Annotated in this window: 17 protein-coding genes; 6 read left to right on the plus strand and 11 right to left on the minus strand. The window is 68.6% G+C overall.

The genetic code is table 11. The annotated features are described in order from the left end of the window. Window positions 1-32: 32 nt before the first annotated feature. From BT264_RS14055 to BT264_RS14065, 3 genes are all read right to left on the minus strand, one after another. Window positions 33-704: an HD domain-containing protein gene (locus tag BT264_RS14055; RefSeq protein ID WP_072437944.1), complete on the minus strand. Its 672-nt coding sequence runs from the start codon at window positions 702-704 to the stop codon at window positions 33-35. Window positions 705-799: 95 nt separating this feature from the next. Next, window positions 800-2,689: an amidohydrolase gene (locus tag BT264_RS14060; protein WP_072438004.1), complete on the minus strand. Its 1,890-nt coding sequence runs from the start codon at window positions 2,687-2,689 to the stop codon at window positions 800-802. 164 nt (window positions 2,690-2,853) lie between these two features. Further along, a complete protein-coding gene (locus BT264_RS14065) occupies window positions 2,854-5,745 on the minus strand; it encodes an ATP-binding protein (protein WP_072438003.1) in 2,892 nt (963 codons plus the stop codon). 399 nt (window positions 5,746-6,144) lie between these two features. Here BT264_RS14065 and BT264_RS14070 point away from each other — a divergent pair, with 399 nt between their 5' ends. Further along, a complete protein-coding gene (locus BT264_RS14070; RefSeq protein ID WP_072437943.1) occupies window positions 6,145-7,050 on the plus strand; it encodes a helix-turn-helix domain-containing protein in 906 nt (301 codons plus the stop codon). 28 nt (window positions 7,051-7,078) lie between these two features. Here the strand turns inward: BT264_RS14070 and BT264_RS14075 are convergent, their stop codons facing one another. Beyond that, complete coding sequence (locus BT264_RS14075) at window positions 7,079-8,020, minus strand: MBL fold metallo-hydrolase (RefSeq protein WP_371287096.1); 942 nt, start codon at window positions 8,018-8,020, stop codon at window positions 7,079-7,081. Window positions 8,021-8,223: 203 nt separating this feature from the next. Continuing rightward, window positions 8,224-8,874: a DsbA family oxidoreductase gene (locus tag BT264_RS14080; protein WP_072438002.1), complete on the minus strand. Its 651-nt coding sequence runs from the start codon at window positions 8,872-8,874 to the stop codon at window positions 8,224-8,226. A gap of 132 nt (window positions 8,875-9,006) precedes the next feature. On the opposite strand from BT264_RS14080, the gene BT264_RS14085 reads away from it, so the two are divergent. Further along, window positions 9,007-9,912, plus strand: a complete 906-nt coding sequence (locus BT264_RS14085) for a LysR family transcriptional regulator (protein ID WP_072437941.1) — start codon at window positions 9,007-9,009, stop codon at window positions 9,910-9,912. 18 nt (window positions 9,913-9,930) lie between these two features. Here BT264_RS14085 and BT264_RS14090 read toward each other — a convergent pair whose 3' ends face one another. Genes BT264_RS14090 through BT264_RS14100 form a run of 3 tightly spaced genes read right to left on the minus strand, consistent with a single transcriptional unit; the run spans window position 9,931 to window position 13,130 of the window. Next, on the minus strand, window positions 9,931-11,388 hold the full coding sequence (locus BT264_RS14090) for an alginate export family protein (RefSeq protein ID WP_072438000.1): 1,458 nt from the start codon (window positions 11,386-11,388) through the stop codon (window positions 9,931-9,933). Window positions 11,389-11,402: 14 nt separating this feature from the next. Continuing rightward, window positions 11,403-12,344 (minus strand): VOC family protein, encoded by a 942-nt coding sequence (locus tag BT264_RS14095; RefSeq protein ID WP_072438001.1) that lies wholly within the window; start codon window positions 12,342-12,344, stop codon window positions 11,403-11,405. A 48-nt stretch (window positions 12,345-12,392) separates the two neighbouring features. After that, window positions 12,393-13,130, minus strand: coding sequence for a YoaK family protein (locus BT264_RS14100; protein WP_072437940.1), 738 nt, complete (start codon window positions 13,128-13,130; stop codon window positions 12,393-12,395). A gap of 366 nt (window positions 13,131-13,496) precedes the next feature. Between BT264_RS14100 and BT264_RS14105 the strand changes: the two genes are divergently transcribed. From BT264_RS14105 to BT264_RS14115, 3 genes are all read left to right on the plus strand, one after another. Next, complete coding sequence (locus BT264_RS14105) at window positions 13,497-14,216, plus strand: TetR/AcrR family transcriptional regulator (RefSeq protein WP_072437939.1); 720 nt, start codon at window positions 13,497-13,499, stop codon at window positions 14,214-14,216. Between the two features lie 334 nt (window positions 14,217-14,550). Further along, entirely contained in the window at window positions 14,551-15,426 is an 876-nt protein-coding gene (locus tag BT264_RS14110; protein ID WP_072437938.1) for an alpha/beta fold hydrolase, read from the plus strand. A 37-nt stretch (window positions 15,427-15,463) separates the two neighbouring features. Then, on the plus strand, window positions 15,464-16,606 hold the full coding sequence (locus BT264_RS14115; RefSeq protein WP_072437937.1) for an FAD binding domain-containing protein: 1,143 nt from the start codon (window positions 15,464-15,466) through the stop codon (window positions 16,604-16,606). A 141-nt stretch (window positions 16,607-16,747) separates the two neighbouring features. On the opposite strand, the gene BT264_RS14120 is transcribed toward BT264_RS14115, so the two are convergent. The 3 genes from BT264_RS14120 to BT264_RS39175 all read right to left on the minus strand — a co-directional run bounded on the left by BT264_RS14120 (window position 16,748) and on the right by BT264_RS39175 (window position 18,635). Continuing rightward, entirely contained in the window at window positions 16,748-17,749 is a 1,002-nt protein-coding gene (locus BT264_RS14120) for an ABC transporter substrate-binding protein (protein WP_072437936.1), read from the minus strand. 53 nt (window positions 17,750-17,802) lie between these two features. After that, the gene (locus BT264_RS14125) at window positions 17,803-18,147 is read right to left on the minus strand and encodes a DUF3088 domain-containing protein (protein WP_072437935.1); all 345 of its coding nucleotides are present in this window, start codon (window positions 18,145-18,147) and stop codon (window positions 17,803-17,805) included. A 122-nt stretch (window positions 18,148-18,269) separates the two neighbouring features. Beyond that, window positions 18,270-18,635: a hypothetical protein gene (locus BT264_RS39175; protein WP_177318357.1), complete on the minus strand. Its 366-nt coding sequence runs from the start codon at window positions 18,633-18,635 to the stop codon at window positions 18,270-18,272. Here BT264_RS39175 and BT264_RS14135 point away from each other — a divergent pair. After that, window positions 18,634-19,818: a porin gene (locus tag BT264_RS14135; RefSeq protein WP_072437999.1), complete on the plus strand. Its 1,185-nt coding sequence runs from the start codon at window positions 18,634-18,636 to the stop codon at window positions 19,816-19,818. The two genes, BT264_RS39175 and BT264_RS14135, sit on opposite strands and share 2 nt — an antisense overlap. Window positions 19,819-19,944: the final 126 nt, after the last annotated feature.

Consider the following 19,944-nt stretch of genomic DNA (forward strand, 5'->3'; position numbering starts at 1 on the left):
CGACCGTCGTCAAACCCGTCGGGCGGACCCGCTCACGCGTCGTTCCAGCGCGCGCCCAGCACGCGTCCGCAGAAGTTCGGCCGGTGAAAATCCGGATCGGCGCGCTCGAGCACGTCGGCGCTCCATGTGCCGAACGTCGACGCCGGCCGGTGCGCGACCCCGCGGGCGATCGCGTCGAGAAACGCGTCGCCGAACCCATCGCCTCGCGGGTACGCGGCGAGCAGCGCCCGCCGCGCGTCGACCGAATACGCATCGACGCCGGTTGCCATCAGGTCGGTCGATATGGCGGACGCCAGCACGCGCGCAAGCGGCGACACGCGCGCGGCCACACCGGGCGTCGTGTGCAGCGCGATCGCGTGCCACACGTCGTCGCGCATGCGCTGCGGCATCCGATGGCGCAGCAGGAACGCCTGCGCGGCATCGGCGCTGTCGATCTCGTAGCGCTCGGTCGAGCGGCAATACGCGGTGCTCAAGCCCATGTTCGCGTACATCGCGGCCACGTACAGCGTATCGGCATCGCAGGTCTCGCTTGCACGTCGCGCGGCAAGCGACGCGAGGACGAACACCCGGCGCGCGTGGTCGGTAATCACCCGCGGCAGCGACGCGCATGCCGCTTCGGCGGCTTCGATCGCCATCGGCGTCCGGGGAATGCGAACGCCGGCGACTTCGTCATGGGCCGATGCGCACGTGTGCGCAGAATTCATCTCGTCTCCTTCTGCCCCGCGCCGGGGCGGGAAATTGTCCATTCATCGCGCGGCACGCGCCGGGGGCGCCGGCCTGCCCGCTGAGCGACGCCATCCTAAAAGACGACACCGGGTTGACCGGATGCTTCGCACTGCTTGACGGACTCTGTCGCGGCCGCATGCAGGCACTGCGCGAAACGACGCCCGTAACCGCGCACGGAACCGGCATCCGGGCCAGCGTCGGCCGCCGCACGCGGCTGTGCCGGCGCGGCCGGACGGCACTGGCCGAATCCGCCGACACCGCCGAATTCGGCCACCGGCGACCACGCGGGGCGGACCGCCAGCGGCGGCGGCGCAAGCGGCGCGAACTCGTCGTCAGCATGCACGACCTTGCCGTCGACGACCGTCAGCACCGACGAAAGGAACTTGATCCGCGCCTCGTCGATCGTGAAGTAGTCGTCCGTCAGCACCGCGAAATCCGCGTACTGGCCGGGCACCAGCGCGCCCTTGCGGTCGTCCTCGTTCGAGAACCATGCGCTGCCGACCGTGTAGCGGCGCAGCGCTTCCATCCGGCTGAGCCGGTTGCGTTCGGGATAGAGCGCCGTGCCACCGACCGTGCGCCCGGACACCATCCAGTACAGCGACACGAACGGGTTGTAGCTCGCGATGCGCGTCGCATCGGTGCCCGCGCCGACCGGCAGCCCGGCCGCCAGCATCGCGCGGATCGGCGGCGTGCGCGCGGCCGCTTCCGCGCCGTAGCGTGCAATGAAGTACTCGCCCTGGAACGCCATCCGGTGCTGGACCGTCACGCCGCCGCCGAGCGCGGCGATGCGCGCGATGTTCGCATCCGAAATCGTCTCGCAGTGATCGAAGAACCAGCGCAGCCCGTCGAACGGGATGTCGCGGTTCACGGCTTCGAGCACGTTCAGGAAGCGGCCGATCGATTCGTCGTAGGTCGCGTGCAGCCGGAACGGCCAGCGGTGCCGCACCAGCAGCCGGACCACCGCGGCCAGTTCGGCCTCGAGCGCCGCGGGCAGATCGGGGCGCGGTTCGAGAAAATTCCCGAAATCGGCTGCCGAATACACCAGCAGTTCGCCGGCGCCGTTCATCCGCAGGAACCCGTCGCCGTCGCCGGGCCGCGCCAGCGTTACCCATCGCGCGTAGTCGTCGAGTTCCTGTCCGGCATGCTGCACGAACAGGCTGTAGGCGATGCGCACCGTCAGTTCGCCGCGCTTCGCGAGCGCCATGATCGCGCCATAGTCGTCCGGATAGGCCTGGAAATCGCCGCCCGCGTCGATCGCGCTCGTCACGCCGAGGCGGTTCAGTTCGCGCAGGAAGTGCCGCATCGAATTCATCTGCTCGTCGTGGCCGAGCTTCGGGCCCTTCTCGAGCGCCGCATGCAGGATGCCCATGTCCGGGCGCGCGATCAGCATGCCGGTCGGCCTGCCGAGGCGATCGCGCTGGATCTCGCCGCCGGGCGGATCGGACGTATCGCGGCCATAGCCGATCGCGCGCAGCGCGGCCGCGTTCAGCAGCGCGCTGTCGCCCAGGTGCATGATGAAGACCGGCGTGTCGGGCGCGATCGCGTTGAGTTCGGCCGCCGTCGGCCCGCGCTTTTCCGCGAACTGGAATTCGGTCCAGCCGCCGACGACGCGCACCCACTGCGGCGCAGGCGTGCGCAGCACCTGGCGACGCAGCATGCAGAGCGCATCGGCGAGCGTCGGCACGCCGTCCCAGCGCAGTTCCAGGTTGAAGTTCAGGCCGCCGCGGATCACGTGCAGGTGCGAATCGTTCAGCCCCGGGATCACGGTGCGGCCATTCAGGTCGATGCGCAGCGTGTCGGCGCGCGCATGGCGCATCACCTCGTGCCCGCTGCCGGTCGCGAGGATCCGGCCGTCCTTCACCGCGAGCGCGGTCACGAACGACTGCCGGTCATCCTGCGTCGCGATCTTGCCGTTGCATACGATGAGGTCCGCCGTTTCGGCGGATTCCGTCGCCTTAAGCACCGTCCGGCCTCCTGTTTGCGCCGAAAGCCGGCACACGGCCGCACGCGGCATGCACCCGGATTGACGATACACGGACCATCCACTTCCCCTTGAACGTTGATCGATCGGACCGGCAGGCGGCGGCGCGATGGCGCGGCTGCGTCCTGCGCGGGCCGGGCGCGCCGTTACGCCACCTGCTGCATCGCATCCGCCGCCTCATGCCGCATCCGCGTACGGCCCGTCGACGGCGTCGTCTCCGGCCGGACGAAGTTCTGCACGCGCGCCAGCCGGCGCACGTCGAACGCACGCGATTGCGGATCGAAATGCCCTGACAGACCGGCCAGCAGCGACGAAGCCTGCCCGGTCCGTCCGCGCTCGATCAGGTGATCCGCGAGATCGAGCGTGCCGCGCAGCGCCCACATGGCTGCCCCTTGCCCGTTCGCGGTATGAATCCCCATCAGCAGATGACGGTGCCCGTCGGCTTCGCACGCGATCGCGAGGTCCGCATCGGCGGTGCGTGCCTGTTCGAGCATCGCCAGCCCCCTGGCGCGCAGCAGCTCGGGCACGAACAGATGCTCGCCGTGCGTGCGGCAGCGCGCGAGCGTCGCGTCGAGCTTCGTGCATGCCTCGGCCGCGCGGCCCGTGCGCGTCAGCGCTTCCGCGTACGCGACGATCAGCGGCGCGAGCGCGCGCTGAAAGCCGCTCGCTTCGATGCGCCGCAGCGCGGGCTCGAGCCGCGCAAGACCGGCACCGGGATGCCCGGTCTGCATGTCGAACTGCCCGGCAAGGCATTCCGCGTGGCTGAGCCAGATGTCGAACCCGTTCGCCTCTGCGGTCGATCGCAGCGTCCCGAGATAATCGGAAATCACGTCGTGATCGCCATAGCGCAATGCAATCGGCACGGCCGCGGCGCCGAGCACCACGCACAATGCCGGCGCCGAACCGCTGCGGCGCGCGCATTCGACCGCCTGAGCCGCCAGTCGCATCGCATATTCCGGGTCGCCCTGCATCCACACGAGCCGCGTCAGCATCGTCCGGCCAAGCGTCGCGACGTCGACCCCAAGCACCGCTTCTGCGCAGGACGGTTCGCCGACCTCGGCCAGTTCGGCCATCGCCGCCTCCAGCCGCTCGCGCGCCTGCGCATGCTCGCCGAAGTAATGCAGCGAGGTCGCGACCATCGCGTTCGCCAGCAGCCGCTGCGACCGGTCGCCCCGCCGCTCCGCGGCGCGCTCGAAGCGCGTCGCGTAGCGCAGCGATTCGTGGATGTCGGAGCGCGTCAGCATCGTGTTCCACAGCCCGACCAGCGCGCGCGCGTCGAACGCCTCGTCGCCGATCCGGCCCGCGAGACCGAGCGTCCGGTCCCACATCGCCGCGGCCGTGTGCGTATCGCCATCGGTATGCAGCAGCGCCGCCGCATAGGCCGCGCGCAAGCGCATTTCGCGCGCCGCATCGATGCCCTCGGCCGCCCCGGCCTCGATTGCGTCGAGCGCTCGCCTCGCCGGTATCGAACATTCGCGCATCCGCGCCGGCTCCCGCAACGCGAGCGTCAGCGCGTCCACTTCCAGCGCGTGCGGCTCGGCCGCCGCGGGTTCGCGCGGCGCCGGCTCGCCCGCGGCGAGACGCAGGCTCGCGAGGTCCGCGGCTTGTGCGTGCGTCAGCATCCGCGCTTCCCCCTGCTCGCGTTCGTAGCGCGCATGACGCTCGGCGACGACTTCGAATTCGCCCTCGTTGTGCAGTTTCTCGAGCGCATACGCGCGCGTCGATTCCGTCAACCGGTAGCGCGCCTGCGCGCCGTCGAACTCGACGGTCACCAGCGACTTCGCGACCAGTTCGCCGAGCACCGCGATCATCGCGGCGGCCGACATGCCGGGATCCATCGCCACCTCGCGGGCCGCATCGAACGTAAACGGGCCGATGAAGCACGCCATGCGACGAAACAGCGACCGGGCGGCCGCATCCAGCAGCACGTAGCTCCAGTCGAACGTCGCTCGCAGCGTCTGGTGGCGCGGCAGCGCCGAGCGCAGCCCGCCCGTCAGCAGGTTCAGCCGGTCGTCGAGTCGCGACGCGACGACCTCGAGCCCGAGCGTCGCGACGCGCGCGGCGGCCAGCTCGATCGCCAGCGGCAGCCCGTCGAGGCGCCGGCAGATGTCGCCGATCAGCCTGACGCCGGCCGCGTCGACCTCGCAATCGGGCGTGGCGGCGCGAATCCGCGCCAGAAACAGCTCGACGGCCGAATGGCGCACGATCTCGTCGACCGACTCACTGCCGTCCGGCACCGCCAGCGGGGCCACGCGAAATACGGCTTCGACCGAGATATGAAGCGGCTCGCGGCTCGTCACCAGCACGCGCAGCGGCGCGGCGCGCGACGTCAGCGTTTCGACGAGGTCGGCCACCAGGTCGACGACGTGCTCCGCGTTGTCGAGCACGAGCAGGCCGCGCGAAGCGGCGCACGCGTCGCCGATACGGTCGGCGGCAGGCACGCCGTCCGTCTCGAGCCCGAGTTCCGCGGCAATCGCGAGCAGCACGTCGTCGCGCGTCGCGGCACTGGCCAGCTCCACGAACAGGCCACGCTCGCCGGACCGGCCGCGCAGCTCGTGCGCGACGCGGTTGGCCAGGCTGGTCTTGCCGATGCCGCCCGCGCCGACCAGCGTGACGACCGGCGCACGTCCGATCATGTCGACGATCTGCTCGATCTCGGCCTGACGCCCGACCAGCGGAACCGGATGAAAGGCAGCGGCAACCTCGGGCGGACATTCGGCCGCGCGCGGCGCCGCCGAGTGCGCGACCGGCGGCTGCGCGATCAGCAGGTAGCCGCGGCCCGGCACCGTCTTGATCAGGTCGCGATTCGCGCCCAGTGCCTTGCGCAACGTCGCGACATGGACCTGCAGCCGGTTTTCCTCGACGATCAGGCCCGGCCAGACGGCATCCATGATGTCGTCCTTCGACACGACGGAACCGTTCGCGCGATGCAGTACTTCAAGGATGTCGAGCGCGCGTGCGCCGATACGCAGCGACGCGCCGTGATGGCGAATGTCGCGCTGCTCGAAATCCACCGACAAATTCCCGATCTGGATCATGGCCGCCTCCAGGTTCCCCACGATGACCGCCATGTGAACGCGCGGTTCACCGGGGCGGGAGTCCGCATCCGGCCTGCGTTGCAGGCCGGCGCAAAGTCTCAAAAAGTGGGCCGAGTGTAAACGCCGCAAATACAAAAATCTTGAAGGAAAATGCGCTGACACCCGGCGCTTGGGCGCTCGGCGGAAGCCTGACGGCGCGAATACAACGGGAGCAGGATCGATCGGAATGCGGCATTCATGCGCCGGCCGGGCCTGGCGCAGCGCGGTTCGGCCCTCACGATGCATTTCGTCAGCCAGCGGACATTTATTCAAGTTATCTTGGGCCTGTCGGGCGCGCCGTATACACTGCACGCAATCAGGATGCTCGCGCGCCATACCCCATCGAAGGATTGCTCCACCATGCCAGCCCCCCTCGTCGCGCCGCCTGCGGCGCCGAAAGACACGCTCGGATGCATCTCGAGCCTGCTATCCAAGGATATTGAAAGGTCGGTCGGCGGCCTGACGCTCCACCGCAAATGCATGCGCGACGAGCAATTCGAGCGCATCGAGATGGCGGCCAGCGATCGCGGCTTCCTGATCGGCGTGTCGCTGAATGGCGGGCACCGGCGCACGATCTACGGCGGGGCCGGCAAATCCGAGCGGCGGTTTCAGCACAACTCGATCTACATTCGCGACTTTTCCCGGAATTTCCGCGCCGACCTGTACGGCAAATTCGACTTCCTGCTCGTCGAGCTGTCGCGCAGCTACCTCGACCGCCTCGGCCGCGAGCACGGCGGAACGGAAATCGGCGGCCTGACCTGCGCACCCGACGTGCAGGACGCGGTGCTGGGCCATCTCGCGCACGCCGTCGCCAACAGCCTCGACGCGCCGGGCGCGCTGAACACGCTGTTCGTCGAGCAGATGGGGCTCGCGATCGGCACGCATCTCGCATGCCGCTACGGCAATGCGCACGCGCGCGACCTGCAGCGAAAGGGCCTGCTGTCGCCGGCCAAGGCGGCGCTCGCCAAGGAACTCCTGATGGAAAAGGCGAACCTCGGCGTGTCGATCGAGGAAGTGGCCACCGAATGCGATCTGTCGCGCGGCTATTTCATCCGCGCGTTCTCGCGCACGACGGGGCGCACGCCGCATCAATGGCTGCTCGAACAGCGCGTGATCCGCGCCCGGCAACTGATCGAGACGACCGACATGACGCTCGCGGAAATCGCGGCCACCTGCGGCTTCGCGGACCAGAGCCACCTGAACCGCGTGTTCGTGCGCATCGTCGGCCATCCGCCGGGCGCATGGCGGCGCGAACTGTCGCGCTGAAACGGCCGCCGCGCGCGCGCCATGCTCGTCATTGAAGCGGCGTCGCGTCGTAGTTGACCGGCACCCAGTCGTACTGCTCCCCGTCCCTGCGCAAATGCCCGAGCCCGGGAAACGCGATGTGCGCGGCACCGACCAGATAACGCTTGTCCGCAACGCGCTTCAGCGTATCGCGCCGGGTGCGGCGCGCCGCGTCGGCATCGCTGTCGTACTGGACGGTCGCGTCCGGATCCTGCAACTGGATCGCCGCGACGTGCACGATGTCGCCCCACGCGAGCAGCCCGGCGTCGCCGCTCTCGATCAGATAGGCCGTATGCCCCGGCGTATGGCCGGGCAGCGGCACCGCGCGAATGCCGGGGGCGAGCGTCGCTTCGCCGCGAAACGTCTTGAAGCGTCCGGCCGCGACGTACGGTGCGACCGACGCGGCCGCCGCATCGAAAAACGACGCCAGGAACGCCGGTGCCTGTGCCTTGTTGTCCGGATCGAGCCAGTAATTCGCTTCGATCTCGTTCACGCGAACGACCGCGTTCGGAAAGGTCATCCTGCCGTTCGACGCAATGCCGCCGACGTGATCCTTGTGCAGGTGCGTGAGCAACACTTCGTCGATCTGCTCCGGCGCATAGCCTGCCGCGCGCAGGTTCGCGAGCAGCTTGCCGCAGCAGTCGCCATACAGCACGCCGGCGCCCGTATCGACGAGAATCCGCATCGATCCCGTATCGACCAGGAACGCGTTGATCGAACCCTGGACGGGCGGCTCCAGAAACTCGCGATCGAGATCGCGCCGGATGTCGTCCTTCGACACATCGCGGAAGACCGTATCGACCGGAAACGGATGCGTGCCGTCGGACAGCGCGACGATCCGAAGGTTGCCGAGCTTCTGCCGATAGAAGCCAGGGGCCTGGTTCCCGCCGCCCGGCTCGCCGGCCAACGCGACCGATGCGACGATGCCGGCGCACCACGCGATGAGCAGCATGCGGCCCGAGCGCGCCGCGCGCGCGCGCCAGTTCAAGTTCTTCATGTCCGTTCCCCGGTTGCGTATCGACGTGGCGCGCGCCGGCTTGCCGGTCCAGCCGGCATGGATGCGCGCGACACCGAGCTTACCGGCCGGATTCGCAATAGTCCTGAGCGGGACATGAATCGTTCTGAAGGCCGGGCCTCGGCGGCGCCGGCCCGGATTCAGGCGGCCCGGTCACGCGCGTGCTGCGCGGCAATCAACGCATCGCGAAAGACGGCGGCCGGCTGCGCGCCGCTGACGACCGACAGCCCGATGCGCGTCGACGGCACCGACGCGACGCCTTCGCGCACCGCCTGCGCTTCGAGCGCGACCACCGCATCGAGCCCTTCGCCGGACGCCAGGAACGCACGCACCGCGTCGCCCGGCAAACCGGCGCCGGCCGCCATCTCGACCAGCACGTCCGCGTCGCCGATATCGCGGCCGTCGCGGAAATACGCGGCAAACAGCGCGTCGACGAGCGCGACCGCGCTGCCGCGTTGTTGAGCGAACCAGACGAGCCGGTGTGCAAGCCGCGTGTTCGGCGTGCGTGCGATCCGCGCATGATCGAACACGAGGCCGGCCGCCCGGCCGGCTTCGGCCACGTGCGCGTCGAGTGCCTGCGAGCGCGCCCAGCTGCCGAACTTCGCGCTCCGGTACGCCTTGCGGTCCATGCCGCCGGCCGGCATCGACGGGTTCAGTTCGAACGGCACGAACCGGACGCTCACGTGGCCGGCCAGGCCGGCTTCGTCAAGCGCCTCCGCGAGCCGGTGCTCCGCGATCCAGCACCACGGGCAGATGAGGTCGTAGGTCATCGTTACTTCGAGGGGTTTCATCGCAGGCTCCTTCCTGTACATTGCAGTCCGGAAGATAGCGCGTGCGGGCCGACGATAGAATGCGAACGGCACGCAATGCATCGTTGCGGCGCGCACAAAGGCACGAAGACACGAAGTCACAAAGGCGACGACATGGACAAATTCTCCGCGCTGCGCGCGTTCGTGGAAGTAGCGGAAGCCGGCGGCTTCTCGAGCGCGGGACGGCGCCTCGAACTCGCGGCGTCGTCGGTGGTGCGCGCGGTGGATGCGCTCGAGGCGTCGCTCGGCACCGTGCTGCTGAACCGCACGACGCGACAGGTCACGCTGTCCGATGCCGGCTCCGTGTACTACGCACGCGCGAAGCGGCTGCTCGAGGAACTCGCGGAAGCCGACGCACTGGTTTCCGATCGCGGCGACGAGCCGTCCGGACCGCTGCGCGTGTCGGTGCCGGTCGCGTACGGCGTGCGCCGCATCGCGCCGCACGTCGCGGCATTTCTTGCGCGCTATCCGAAGCTCGACCTCGACCTGCAGCTCACCGACGAACGCGTCGATCTCGTCGCCGGCCGGATCGACGTCGCGATCCGGCTCGGCGAAGCGGCGCCGTCCGCGGAAGTCGTCGCGCGGCAGCTCGGCACGTTCCAGCGCTATGTCGTCGCGAGCCACGACTACCTCGACGCGCACGGCACGCCATCGGTGCCGGGCGAGCTGGTCGATCACGGGTGTCTGCGCTTTCACTTCGGCGGCGACCAGCAGGCGTGGACGTTTGCCGATGCGCACGGCACGACGAAAGTGCTGGTCGCCGGGCGCCTGAAGTCGAATCACAGCGAGGTGTTGCGCGATGCCGTGCTCGACGGCGCAGGCATCGCGCTGCTGCCCGACTGGCTGGTCGACGCCGACGTCCAGTCGGGCCGCCTGCGCAGGCTCTTCGAACAGTACGACGTCACGCCCGATGCGGCGCGCTCGGTCGTCACCGCGCTCTACCTGCCGAATCAGCGCGGCTCGAAGCGCGTCACGGCGTTCATCGATTTTGTCGAGGCGCTGGCGCGCGCGCAGCACTGAGCCGCGCGGCGCGCCGCGTTACCAGCCGAACTTCGCTTCCATGCCGACATAGTCGGCATTGCGCGCACCGAGCGCGCGAATCGAGTTGGCGACCTGGAAGTGCACGGCCTCGACGGCCAGCGCCACGTTCGCATTGACGAGCCAGTCCACACGGGCCTGCGCATACATGCCCGTCCACGAACCGCCCTTGCCGGCCGTGCCCGGCACCGCCGACATCCCTTGCCCGTAGATCGCGTCGGCCGTCGTCTCGCGCCACTGGAAACCGACCGCGGTCAGCACCGTCACGGTGCTGGCCGGCTTGAACGTCAGCGAAGGCTTCACGTGAATCAGGTTGCTGTAGCCGGTGTAGCCGGCGAGCGTGAAGTAATAGCCGTTCGGAAACAGCGGGTTGAAGGTGCCCATGCGCCCGTCGCCGGGATGCTTGTCGCCCGACGCGCCGTCGACCTGGATGCCGATGCGCGGCGTGCCCGCCGTCTTCGTGAACGTGTAGCCGCCCAGCGCGCCGAACGCCCACGCACCGATCGTGTCCTGTCCGATGTGCCCCGTCTGGAGCATCGCCTCGACGTCCCAGTCGAGCCGGCCGGATTTGCCCGCGTAGCGCATGTCGAACACGTCGCGCCGCTCGGTGCCGGCTCCGGCGAGATAACGTGCGTTGTCGCGCGTATAGCGCGACCAGTAGGCCGACAGGTCGCCGGGGCCCGTGCCGCTGCGCTCGACGCGCACGCCGTCGAATCTCAGGTGCCGGTTCGACACGTCGTCGAACACCGCGTCGTTGCGATATTGCACCGGGCGCGTCACATAGCCGATCAGCCGCCATTTGCCGATTTCGTAGTTCGCCCACAGCGCGTCGAACGCCTGGCGCACGTTCGGCCCGTCGCGCACCGACACGAACCGCTGCAAGTCGAACGCCATCTCCTGCCGGCCGATGCGGGTCTTGAGCGTGCCGCCGCCCACCTGGTCGACATACGCGACGAACGCCTGCTCGATATCGAGCTGATCCTTGTCGACGGGGCCGACCGTATCCTTGCCGAACGGCCGCGCATCGACGAACTGGACGAACGCCTGGAAATGCCCGGCATAACGCAGATCCGCGTGCACCGTCGCGCGCTGGATCACGTAATTGTCGTCATGCGCGGCGCCGAGCCCGAACAGCGGCGCGTTGTTCAGCTCGAAGCGCTCGCGCAGGTTCGCGCCGAGCGACAGGTAGGTCGACGGGTCGGCGCCCAGCGGGATGTACTTCAGCGCATCGAGCGGCTTGCGCGGCACGCACGGATCCGCGAGTACCGACCAGTCTTCCTGCCAGCGATTGAACAGCAACGTGGGGCGCTTTGCGGTGCACGTCGCGCCGGCGGTCGAGGCCGGCGCCGCGGCATCGGCCGCCGCGGCTTCCTCGGCGCCGGCCGCCGTCCCGGCGTACGTCGCGACGCCGCCCGCCAGCACGGCGGCCGGCAGCACGCCCCGCCACGCCCGTCTCATCGGCCGGCGGTCCATCATTTCGACCGCGCGTGGATCTCGGCGACGTAGCCGCCCGGGAACTGCACGAGCGCCGCATCGCGCCCGTCCGACGTGAAGGTCGGCACCAGCACGGTCACGCCCGCTGCCTGCGCCTGCTTCAGCGTCGCGGCCAGATCCTGCACTTCGTAGCCGGTCATCTCGCGGCCGAACGGGTAAGGCAGATGGCCGTCAGTAGCCAGCACGGTCATCTTGCCGAAGCCCGACTCGATGCGGATGCGGCGATACGTGTCGTTCGGCCGGCCGATCTCGATGCCCGGCGCCTTGCGCACGTCGGACACGACCTTGCCGCGCGAGAACGCGACGAAGTCGTGCACCAGCTTGCTCGCGCTTTCCGGCGACACGTACACGCGGTTTTCCGGCACCGTCTGCAGCGGGTCATACTTCGGCGCCTGGGTGTGCCAGTACAGCTGCATGTTCACGCCGCCCGGCCAGCGGACGATCGCGTCGCGGCCGATCGGGTCGGGGAACGTGTCGACGATCACGTCCGCGCCGTGCGCGCGCGCCGACTTCACCGCGACGTCCATGTCGGTGACGAGATAGCCGGTGCGCTCCTCGCAGAACGGATACGGGATCGGCGTCTTGAAGCCGAACACCGAGATCGTGCCGACCGGCGTCAGCACCAGCTGCGACATCGTCTGGCTCGGCGTCGGCGTGACCTGGAACACGCCCTGCTGCGACTTCTTGCCGCCGAACGTCGCGACGAAGCTGTCGGTGAAGCGGTCGAAATCTTCCGGCGCGACGCACACGTGCGTCGTGTCGTATTGCGGGCCGACCGCGACGGCCGGCACGCGCGCGGACGAGGACTGGAGCAGGCGCGTCTCGTCGGCATGGGCCGGCGCGGTCGCCAGCAAAGCGCCGAGCACGGCCGTCGACGCGGCCGTCATCCGCAATACTTGTCGCAACTTCAGTGCAATCATCGAATTCTCCTTGAAAGTGGCAAGCGCAGCCGTATGCTGCGCGCGCATTCAGCGTGACGTCGGCCCCGCATCGGGCCGACCGGATTGATAGGCGAGGAAGCACAGCGCCGCGAGCGGCAGCGCCAGTGCCCAGAAGGCGGCGAACACATAAGCCGCCGCCCCCGCGCCGGCCCCGAGCGCAAAGCCCGCGACCGGCGGCAGCGTGCGCCGCAGCCGTGCCCGCGCGGCGTCCCGTTCGGCAGGAGCTGCGAGCGGCACGAGCCAGTCGAACGCATCGATCACCGCCTGCGTGACATTGCCCGTCATCACCGTGTTGGCGACGACCGAGCGGGCCGTCAGCCGGCCGTGCGCGTTCTGGACGCCCATCGCCGCGGCGCCGAGCAGGCCGCACAGGATCGTCCTCGGCGCGTCGGCGTCGGCGATCGGCGATGCCATCACGCCGGCCAGCATGAACCCGGCCAGCAGCACGGCCTGCAGCGCATACAGCGAACGTGCGCGCACGCCATGGCCCAGCGCGCGCATCCGATGGTCGAGCACGCGCGCGCCGACGATGCCGGCGATGAAGGCCGGAAACGCGAGCCACTTGATCACGAGCCCTTGCCCGACGCCGGCCAGCCCCGAACCGATCAGGATGAAGTTGCCGGTGACGTGCGCGGTGAACAGGCCGAACAGCGCGACGAAGCCGAGCGTGTCGACATAACCGGCGATCGACGCGAGAAACACGTCCTCGCCGCGCACGTGATCGGGCGCGGCGGCGACGCCCGCGGTTACTTGCTGCGAAGGCATGAGCCGGTTTCCTGGAATGTGTCGGCTGCGCCGGCGCCCGCAATGCCGGCGCCCGACGAGATCAGATAAAGCATGTTCCGCTCCGGTTTCGCCGACCGGTCCGGCTTGCCGACTGGCATCCGGCCCGTGCGGCGGTTCGGAAGCTAGAGTAGTGAAGGCCGGCCTAAATGTCTTGGCGGCGGCCTGAAATTTTCTGAATCCGCCGGCTCGAGCGCAGGACGGGGGCGCCGGTCCGGTTCGACGCAGGGAGATCCCGCAAGGAATTCAGCGCCGCAACAAAAGCCGCGCCGCAAACCGTATTCGCGGCCCCGATCGTGCTATTTTTCGATCGATAGTTTAGGCATGCGCGCCATCAGGAGCCGAGGAATGACCGAAAGAAAACGCAGCACGCCGGCCCGCGAGCCCGGGACCGATACCGACGGCAACGCCGTCGCGCCGGGCCGCCGGCTCGCGCCGGAAGCGCGCGAGCGTCAGATCGTCGAGAAGGCGATCGAGCACTTCGCGACGCACGGCTTCTCCGGCAGCACGCGCGAGCTCGCGCGGCAGATCGGTGTCACCCAGCCGCTGCTGTACCGGTACTTTCCGAGCAAGGAAGCGCTGATCGACCGTGTCTACGACGAGATCTACACGTGGGATCCCGACTGGGAAAAGCTGATCTCCGATCGCGCGGTGCCGCTGCAGGAGCGGCTCGTCGCGTTCTACCGCGCGTACGCGCAAACCATCCTGCGGCGCGAATGGATCCGCACCTTCATCTTCGCGGGGCTCAGCCGCGAGGGGTTCAACACGCGCTACCTGTCGCGGCTGCGCGAACGCGTATTCCTGCCGGTGCTGCGCGAGCTGCGGTACGAATACGACATCGCCACGCCTGCGACGGAGGCCCAGCGCAATGCGGAAATCGAACTGGTCTGGAGCCTGCACGCGAGCATCTTCTATTTCGGCGTCCGCAAATGGGTCTACGGCCTGCCGGTGCCCGACGATCTCGACACCGAAATCGAACGGCTGATCGACGCATTCCTGCACGGCACACCCGCCGCGCTGAAGCAGCTCGCGTCGGGCGCGACCGGCCGGCGCCGCCGGCGCGCGTGACGCGGCGGCGGCCGGCGATCGCGCTCGGATCGCGTGCAATCGCGGCGCGACGCTCGACGACGGTCGAATTCGCATCCTGCATTTTTACGCCTTGGCGCCTTCGTTGGTCGTGCCGATCGTCGGACCGCCGTTTGCGGCGCGAATCACGCGAGGATCAGCGGACACCGGCCATCCTGCCAGGGCGCGATCGTGACGAAGCGGCCGATGCCGGCCGTGCGCGCCGCCAGACGAATTCAGAACAATTTATCCGGCGCACCGCGCGCTTCGCCTATCCTCGACAGGCATTCGCGCCCACGCCTGCCGTGCGCGGGACGAACCGAACAGGGACCGTCACATGACCATCGCCACGCCTTCGATCACCCATCACACCGTCACCGCGAACGGCATCCGCCAGCACTACATCGATGCCGGCAGCGGGCCCGTCGTCGTCCTGCTGCACGGCTTCCCGGAAACCAGCTTCGCGTGGCGCTTCCAGATCCCCGCGCTGGCGCAGCGCTACCGCGTGATCGCGCCCGACCTGCGCGGCTACGGCGAAACCGACAAGCCGGCCGCCGGTTACGACAAACGCAACATGGCGCGCGACCTCGCCGAACTGCTCGACACGCTCGGCATCGGCCGCATCGCGCTCGTCGGGCACGATCGCGGCGCGCGCGTCGCGACGCGTTTCTCGAAAGACTTCCCCGAGCGCGTCGAGCGGCTCGTCGTGATGGACAACGTGCCGACGCGCATCGTCGCGCAGAACATGACCGCGCAAACGGCGCGCGCGTACTGGTTCTTCCTGTTCCACCAGGTGCCGGATTTGCCCGAGGCGTTGATCGCCGGCAAAGAGGCCGAATGGCTGAGCTATTTCTTCTCCGACTGGTGCTACAACCCGCACGCGATCTCCGGCGACGCGTTCGACACGTACGTGCGTGCGTATCGGCGTCCGGGCGCCGTGCGCGGCGCGCTGGCCGACTATCGCGCGAACGCGGAGGACGTGAAGCAGGATCTCGTCGATGCGGACGTCCGGATCGCATGCCCGACCATGGCCATCTGGGGCGAGGATTTCTATGCGGTCGGCAAGATGTTCGACATGAAATCCGTATGGGAGAGCATGGCGACGAACCTGCGTGCCGAGCCGATCGCGCAGTGCGGGCACTTGCCGCAGGAGGAGCAGCCGGAGCGCGTGAACGCGCTGCTGCTCGACTTCCTGAAGCACTGGGAAGGCTGAACCGCCGCGCGCGACGGATCATCGGGAGGAAGGAACCATGAGCGACGTTTCGGGCCCGCTGGCGGTCGTCATCGGCGGATCGGTGGGCGGCCTTTTCACGGCCACCGCGCTGCGCGCGGCCGGATGGCGCGTCAAGGTCTTCGAGCAATCGCCGAACGACCTCGACAGCCGCGGCGGCGGCATCGTGCTGCAAGCGCCGATCGAACGCGCATTCACGTTCGGCGGCGTGCCCGTGCCGCGCGATGCGGGCGTCGATTCGGTCGACCGGATCTATCTCGACGAGCACGACCGGATCGTGCAACGCCTGCACATGCCGCAAACGCAGACCGCGTGGAACGTGATCTACACGACCCTGAAGCGCGCGCTGCCGGCCGGCGTCGTGCACGCCGGCGTATCGTTCGAGCGGTTCGCGCAGGAAGGCGACCGCGTGATCGCGCATTTCGCGGACGGCCGCGTCGAGCAGGCCGACCTGCTGGTCGGCGCCGACGGCGGCCGCTCGAACGTCCGCGCGCAACTGCTTCCCGAAACGCGGCCCGCGTACGCGGGTTATGTCGCGTGGCGCGGGCTCGTCGACGAGCACCTGCTTCCCGACACGGTGCTGCGGGTGCTGCGCGACCGCTTCACGTTTCAGCAAGGCGACGCGCATCTGTTCCTGACCTATCTGGTGCCCGGCCGCGACGGCGCGATCGAACCGGGCAAGCGGCGCGTGAACTGGGTCTGGTACCGGCGGCTCGCAGCGGATCGCCTGCCGTCGCTGTTCCTCGCGCAGGACGGCACGCAGCGCGACGGGTCGCTGCCGCCCGGCGCGATGCGGGACGACAACCGGCTCGAACTCGTGGATGCCGGCCGCCGGATGCTTGCGCCGACGCTCGCCGCGCTCGTCGATGCGACGCAAGCGCCGTTCGCGCAGGCGATCCTGGATCTCGCGGTCGACCGCATGGCTTTCGGCCGCGCGGTGTTGCTCGGCGACGCGGCCTGCCTCGTCCGGCCGCATACGGCCGCCGGCGTCGCGAAAGCGGCTGAGAATGCGGTCGGTCTCGCCGATGCGCTGCGCGGCGTCGTGCACGGCCCCGCGTTCGACGCCGCGCTGTCGCGCTGGGAGGCCCGTCAGCTTGCCGCCAATGCGTCGCTGTCCGAACTCGGCATCTCGCTCGGCACCCGGATCATGGGGCGCGCGTGACCGGCCATCGGATGCGCGGTGCATCGTTCGATCATGCGATGGTCTCCGCCACGTCGCCGTCGACTGGCGAAGCGTCGGCGCAACCTTTTATTTTTCAAGTGCTTGAACCAGGCGCCGGTTTCATTCGAGCGCCGGGACCGGTCATGTACCCGCCGCAACCAGCGAATTGAACGACGTATCCCAGAACGGCGCGACATTCGCCGGTCCGTCCAGCACGCCGATACGAGCGAACACATCCGCGACCTGCTGATGCTGCGCCACCACGTCGGGCGTCACCGGCAGCAGCGCATAGTCGTCGCTGCGCTGCTCGAACATCGCGACGAGATCGGCAACCGGCACGCGCGTCTCGCGATTCTGCACGAGCGCATAGTCGCGGAAACGCCCGTTCGCCCACGCATACGCGTGCCGGAACCGCAGCAGCAAATCGCCCGTCGCGGCACGACGGCGCGCATCGTCGAGCGTGCGCGGGTTCGCGTAAACCGGAAAATTGCCCGACAGATAACCCTTCCCCGTCTTCAGCACGCGCGCGCCGTAGCGATTGCGCGCGAGCTGGCCGTTGTAGCCGTAGATCGCCCACGCGTCGATGTCGCCGCGATCGTATGCGGACAGGCCATCCGTCGGCGACAGGTTGATCGGCTGGATGTCGTCGAAGCTCAGGCCGGCCTCCGCCAGCTGGCGATACAGGAAATAGTGCGACGTCGTCGCGCGCACGTAGCCGACGCGCTTGCCCTTCAGTTCCGCGATGCTCCGGATCGGCGTGTCCTTGCGCGCGAGCGTGACCTGGTTGTTCAGGTCTTCGCGTGCGCGGGAGATGAACCGCACATTGGCCTTCTGGCGCGCGGCGAACACCGCCGGAATTTCGCTACCCGAACCGATATCGAGCGCATCCGCATTGAGCGCCTCGATGTGCAGCACGCCGTTGTTCAGCTCGCGCCATTCGATCCGGTACGGCGTGTCGCCGAGGCCGGCCGCCTGCAGCAGCGCGCGCCAGCCGCCCTTGTAGGTCGCGACGCGCAACGTCGTGCCGGCGAGATCGGCATTGACGGCCGGCGCGGCGAACGCGGCCCTTGAGGAAAACGGGGCCGACACGACCGCGGCACCGGCGAGCAGCAGGCGGCGGCGCGCCGCCGAAATTGACGACATCGGATGCTCCTGTCAGTCGGATCGGAATCGGATCAGAAGTGAAAACCACCGCATCAATGAAGCACCGGAAACCCGTGGCGTTCGGCCAGCAGTTCGAGGATGCGCCGCGCGTCGGTGACGAAGCGCACGTCGCCGAGCGTCTGCGCGTCGTCGGGCGCCGGCTGGTCGCGGCCGAGCACGAGCACCGGCAGGCCCTGGTGCGCGTCGTCGAGCGCGTCGATCACCGCGTGCCGCGGCCGCTCGAAACCGATTCGCTTCACGTCGATGCGGCCGGCGCGGTCGGGCGCGCTCGCCAGCAGCCCTTCGATCGACAGTCCATGCGGACAGACGAAGCGTCGGCCCGGATGCTTCGGATCGCTAAAGCCCGGCTCCAGCAAAAACAGCACATCGCGACTCATGTCAAACGGCTCCCGTGTTCGTTGTACGACCGGGACGAACGCGCGCGTCGGCGCCCTCGTGTTCCCGGAGCATGCCGGCCCGCGACCGGATGCCCGACTCTACCGTCACGCATCGCGCTGCCCTACCAACGTTTTGCGAAATCGATATGCGGCCGTGCATAGCGCATCGGCCATTCGCCGCACAGGGGGCGTTGCATAAAAGCATCGCGAGCCGAACCGCATGCATTGCGGACATCGAACGATTTCATCGATCGATATGACGGCAGCCGCACGTTTGCAGCGCTCGACGTTCGCCGTCGGTGCGATGCGTTCGCCGCAGCATGTGCGCCGGACGCGATCGCGACGCACGTGTCGAGCGTGCGGCGACGCACATTGCAAATCCGCCGCGCAGCGATTTGCAAACCACGGATCGACCGTTCAGCGCGGCGCCCGTCGTCAATAGCATCGTGATCCTCGCAGACGTAGTCATAAAAACAGAGGATGGTCATGATCAAAAAATCGGTAGTCCTGGGTTTGGTTTCGATCGGTTCGGTCGGCGCGCATGCGCAGAGTTCCGTCACGTTGTACGGCGTCGTCGATGCCGGTATCGCCTATACGAACAACCAGGGCGGCGCGAGCAACATCCAGCAGACGAGCGGCAAGCTGAGCGGCAGCCGCTGGGGCCTGAAAGGCGCGGAGGATCTCGGCGGCGGCCTGCAGGCGGTCTTCACGCTCGAAAGCGGGTTCCGGCCGAGCGACGGCGGGCTCGGCCAGGGCGGCCGCCTGTTCGGCCGCTCCGCGTACGTGGGCCTCGCGAAGAAGGGGCTCGGCACGCTGACGTTCGGCCGCCAGTACGAGCCGATCACCGATCTCGTCGCGCAGTACTCGGGGTCCGGCTTCTGGTCGCCGGCCACGCACGTAGGCGACAACGACAACCTGAACCAGAGCTTCCGGCTCAACAACGCGGTGAAGTTCCGCAGCGACACGATCGCCGGCTTCACGGCCGACCTGCTCTATGCGTTCAGCAACCAGGCGAACGGCGGCGCGGGCACCGGTTTCTCGAACAACAACGCGTGGGGCGTGTCGGCGAACTACGTGAACGGCCCGCTGTCGGTCGGCGGCGGCTACGTGCGGCTCAATCATCCGAACGCGACGTCGAATACCAGCGGCGCGGTGGGCGGCGCGACCTCGACCACCGGCAACGACTACAGCGGCGCGTTCTTCTACGGGCTGAACGGCGGCGTGCTCAGGCAGCAGATCGGCGCCGTCGGCGCGAACTACGCGCTCGGCCGCGCGACGCTCGGCTTCGCATGGAGCCACACGCAGCTCGACTATGTCGACGGCTCGTCGCGCAAGTTCAACAACTACGACGTGAACGCGCGTGTCCAGATCACGCCGGCGGCCACGCTGATCGGCGTCTATACGTTCACCGACGGGCGCGCGAGCGGCTTGCCGGGCACCGGCGGCCAGACGCTGAAGCCGCGCTGGCACCAGTTCACGCTCGGGTTCGACTACGCGTTGTCGAAGCGCACCGATCTCTACCTGTCCGGCATCTACCAGCTCGCGGCCGGCGATCCGAGCACGGCAACGTCGGGCGGCTATCGCAAGGTCGCGGCGATCTCGAACATCGGCAGCGCGTCGTCGACGAACCGCCAGGTCGCGATCGTCAGCGGGCTGCGCGTGAAGTTCTGACGGCACGCGCATCGGGCGCGGCGCGATAAGCACGATAAGCAAAGCGGGAATCGTTGTTTGCCGCGTTGCGCCCGGTTGCCGAGAATGTCCGTTTCCCCGCGTGCGGCCGCCGCACGCGATACGCGT

It is taken from the genome of Burkholderia sp. NFPP32 (genome assembly GCF_900119325.1).
Taxonomy (GTDB): domain Bacteria; phylum Pseudomonadota; class Gammaproteobacteria; order Burkholderiales; family Burkholderiaceae; genus Burkholderia; species Burkholderia pyrrocinia_C.

Coding starts and splice junctions, on each gene's coding strand:
- BT264_RS14055 (WP_072437944.1), bottom strand. CDS start 704: ATGAATTCTGCGCACACGTGCGCATCGGCCCATGACGAAGTCGCCGGC.
- BT264_RS14065 (WP_072438003.1), bottom strand. CDS start 5,745: ATGATCCAGATCGGGAATTTGTCGGTGGATTTCGAGCAGCGCGACATT.
- BT264_RS14070 (WP_072437943.1), top strand. CDS start 6,145: ATGCCAGCCCCCCTCGTCGCGCCGCCTGCGGCGCCGAAAGACACGCTC.
- BT264_RS14075 (WP_371287096.1), bottom strand. CDS start 8,020: ATGCTGCTCATCGCGTGGTGCGCCGGCATCGTCGCATCGGTCGCGTTG.
- BT264_RS14080 (WP_072438002.1), bottom strand. CDS start 8,874: ATGAAACCCCTCGAAGTAACGATGACCTACGACCTCATCTGCCCGTGG.
- BT264_RS14085 (WP_072437941.1), top strand. CDS start 9,007: ATGGACAAATTCTCCGCGCTGCGCGCGTTCGTGGAAGTAGCGGAAGCC.
- BT264_RS14090 (WP_072438000.1), bottom strand. CDS start 11,388: ATGAGACGGGCGTGGCGGGGCGTGCTGCCGGCCGCCGTGCTGGCGGGC.
- BT264_RS14095 (WP_072438001.1), bottom strand. CDS start 12,344: ATGATTGCACTGAAGTTGCGACAAGTATTGCGGATGACGGCCGCGTCG.
- BT264_RS14100 (WP_072437940.1), bottom strand. CDS start 13,130: ATGCCTTCGCAGCAAGTAACCGCGGGCGTCGCCGCCGCGCCCGATCAC.
- BT264_RS14105 (WP_072437939.1), top strand. CDS start 13,497: ATGACCGAAAGAAAACGCAGCACGCCGGCCCGCGAGCCCGGGACCGAT.
- BT264_RS14110 (WP_072437938.1), top strand. CDS start 14,551: ATGACCATCGCCACGCCTTCGATCACCCATCACACCGTCACCGCGAAC.
- BT264_RS14115 (WP_072437937.1), top strand. CDS start 15,464: ATGAGCGACGTTTCGGGCCCGCTGGCGGTCGTCATCGGCGGATCGGTG.
- BT264_RS14120 (WP_072437936.1), bottom strand. CDS start 17,749: ATGTCGTCAATTTCGGCGGCGCGCCGCCGCCTGCTGCTCGCCGGTGCC.
- BT264_RS14125 (WP_072437935.1), bottom strand. CDS start 18,147: ATGAGTCGCGATGTGCTGTTTTTGCTGGAGCCGGGCTTTAGCGATCCG.
- BT264_RS14135 (WP_072437999.1), top strand. CDS start 18,634: ATGATCAAAAAATCGGTAGTCCTGGGTTTGGTTTCGATCGGTTCGGTC.
- BT264_RS39175 (WP_177318357.1), bottom strand. CDS start 18,635: ATGACCATCCTCTGTTTTTATGACTACGTCTGCGAGGATCACGATGCT.